3 protein-coding genes, 1 tRNA gene and 2 pseudogenes are annotated in these 2,798 nt (G+C 57.0%); all 6 read left to right on the top strand.

Annotated elements, in window-relative coordinates:
- Positions 1–181, top strand: a 181-nt coding sequence (locus P0D80_RS49295) for a hypothetical protein (RefSeq protein ID WP_408295791.1), incomplete at its 5' end; no start/stop codon positions are given.
- Positions 182–1,248: 1,067 nt separating this feature from the next.
- Positions 1,249–1,325 (top strand) — tRNA-Arg (locus P0D80_RS49290).
- Entirely contained in the window at positions 1,326–1,775 is a 450-nt protein-coding gene (locus P0D80_RS49285; protein ID WP_408295788.1) for an IS66 family transposase, read from the top strand.
- Complete coding sequence (locus tag P0D80_RS49280; protein ID WP_408295786.1) at positions 1,762–1,905, top strand: transposase domain-containing protein; 144 nt, start codon at positions 1,762–1,764, stop codon at positions 1,903–1,905. The genes P0D80_RS49285 and P0D80_RS49280 overlap by 14 nt, the downstream gene beginning before the upstream one ends.
- Positions 1,906–1,947: 42 nt before the next feature.
- Positions 1,948–2,179, top strand: a pseudogene (locus P0D80_RS49275) (transposase); the annotation flags it as partial.
- 167 nt (positions 2,180–2,346) lie between these two features.
- Positions 2,347–2,736, top strand: a pseudogene (locus P0D80_RS49270) (IS110 family transposase); the annotation flags it as partial.
- Positions 2,737–2,798 lie beyond the last annotated feature (62 nt).

Raw genomic sequence — 2,798 nt, 5'->3', positions numbered from 1 at the left:
ACAGAGTCTCGGATTGCAGCACAATCACTTTAAGAATTTTGCCCCACGCCTCCACGATTCTCGGTGTGATTCACGCCTCAAAGAGGCCTTGATCGAGTACAACGGCGTCAACGAGGACATAAAATCAGAAGCGAATGCACGCGCCCGCTCGGCCTTGAGTTCAAGCAGGTCGCGGTGCTGACGGTCGCGAGCCTACAGTACCTATCGGAGCAACCTGTTGTGGCATGACGTCTGAGTTGGTGACCTCGCAGGAAGGTTCTAGTGTCGCCGCACCGCACAGGTTAAGCGCCCAATTAGGCGCTCATCGCCGTTGCCAGTGACGCTGGCAGGTGCCGTTCGCCGTGCTGCGCGACGGCGCCGTCTACCAATCAAATTCCGCGTGTATTGCTTGACAAATCACATTGAGCGCGCTAGCAATGAACGCCGAATTCCTGCTGTCGGGGCGTGTCGAAATTGGAATCTAAAGACAAAAATCGAAAGAGAAGGCCTGGTTAATCAGGTAGCCTTTTCCAACATTGGCTCATGCAAGTCCTATCGACGAACAAGCACTGCCATCGAATTGTATCGATGCCCCAGTTATCAACGCCTTCATCCCACGGAATAACCGCATCTTCCGAGGAGTAAGTCGGAAACTAGCCCGGGGCGTGGCCTAGCTCTCGATGTTTTCATAAAGTCTATGGCCACCCCCGCCTTACGGCGATTGTGTACACGCGAAGCTGACAGAAATGCTAGACAGAAACACATATGTGTTGCACCCGGGAACGACACTGAGCTGGCGGGCTGTCGACAACACGGAGATACTGGCTCTCGATGCTCCTCTTTTTCTGACGCGCTGTGTCGCACCGTATGAGTATTGCCTGCAACCAAGCTTCAGCGTTCGGATCGCGACTGAAGAACGTATTTGGATATCTGGAAGCGGTGTGAAGACTGCGCGGGTAGTAGTGACTTGGCATGCTCCATCGCGCGAAGGATTATGTTTTGCACGGGCGAAAAAAGCGTTACCCGGCTTCTTTCGCTTCTTGTCGCGCTTCAGATCGTGACCAATGGGTTAATGCCCGTCCAACTCGGCGACTTGCTGCAAAGCCTGCCCGTACAAGATCGTGGGCGCCACACGGGTTCGCCGAGGCATACCGTTTCCCCCGTGTAACCGGCAACGTCAAGTTGAGGGGCGGGTAAATTGCAGCATCAAGAAGTGTAAATTACCTTAGGCAGGCGAAGGATGATCGTTCTCGCTTGGGCCTGTATTGGGCGGCGGTAGCTCAATGGGATAGAGCACAGGTCTTCTAAACCTGAGGTTGCGAGTTCGAGCCTCGCCCGCCGCGCCATTGGCTGCCAGAAGATTCCTTTCTACCCAGTCCGCTGTTCGGGCATCACCGATCAGCAGCGAGGCACTCGGGCGCATTGGTGCACTCATTGGTGCACTCTATAGCATCGATAAGGGCATTCGTGGCACGCCGCCTCAAGAACGCCGGCGCGTTCGCCAGGAGAAGGCTGCGCCGCCGCTTGATGACATGAAACGGCGGTTCGAGACAAGTGTGCTCACTCTGCGCGAAATCGGACACACCAAAGCGATCGACTATTCGTTGAATCGCCGGCCGGCGCTGGTCTATTACTGCAGCGATGGTCAGGCCGGGACAGACAATATGATCGCCGAGCGCGCATTGCGCGGCGTGGCATTCAGAAGGCTAAACTTTTATTTGCTGGCGCCGACTCAGGCGGAGAACGTGCAGCCGCTCATGCAGCCTGATCGGATCTGCCTGCATGAGCGGCATTGATCCCGAAGCCTACCTGCAATACGTCATCGAGCGCAGCGACGATCACCCAGTGAACCGCCTCGACGAACCGTTACCCTGGAACCTCGCTGCTTTGCTGCACGCCGCCTCACACATCGATCCCGTTCGCTAGCAGCCGATCCTCTCGCACGTCAACAGTATCTGGGTCGTCGATCGATTTCCAGCAGTACTCGTTGATATCCTTCGTGAGCAATGGAGTCTGCTGCCCGATCTCGACAGGCAGATACACGACATCGAACGGCGCTTGCAAGATTGGCATGCAGGGCCATTGCCGCCATACCGGGGGTTGGCGTGCTCGCGGCGACAGCGATAGTCGCGACCACGGAACAGACGGGGCATTCGGAACAGGTCGTGAATTTGCGGCATGGCTGGGCCTTTTTCCGAGCACACCGTGGGAAGGTGCAATTGCCGAGTATCAGCAAGTCAGTATGACTCCCGTGAGGCGAGGCTAGTTACACATGGGATGTAAGCGCGGGTTAGCATTGATGCCAGAGCCGCATTGAGTGCGGATGGAACCGCTGCTCAACGGTGTACATCCGGCACGGAAGCTGGCATGCGAGACGATGGCGATTTGTGCGTGGGGATCGACGTTCACAAGGATCGATCGTGCTCGCCTATGCGGTCGGTATAAACGACTTGGAACTGCTCGGCAAGATCGACACGACACAGATCGAAGTCGATCGCCAATGCAAACGACTGTAGTCCAAAGCGTGCCACATCCGCTTGGTTTATGAGGCCGGCCCCTGCGGCTACGGCCTGTACCGGCGGCTGTTGCAAAAAGGGGCGACTGCATGGTTTGCGCGCCGTCGCTGATTCGCGCAAACCGGCCGAGCGCGACCCGATCGAACTGGTGCGCTCTCTGCGCGCGGGTGATCTGTCTGCCGTGGACGTACCGACCGCGGAGGAGGGGGTGCGGCTAGATTCTTGGACTGATTTATGCCGCGATTCCAAGACTCTGCCGGTATTCGATCGGGCTAAGAGAGCCGAGCGAGACCTTGATTCGCT

This window comes from Paraburkholderia sp. RL17-373-BIF-A (assembly GCF_046030175.1).
Classification (GTDB): domain Bacteria; phylum Pseudomonadota; class Gammaproteobacteria; order Burkholderiales; family Burkholderiaceae; genus Paraburkholderia.
Note: the sequence above shows the minus strand (reverse complement) of the source record. Positions and strands in the feature narration are given on the sequence as shown.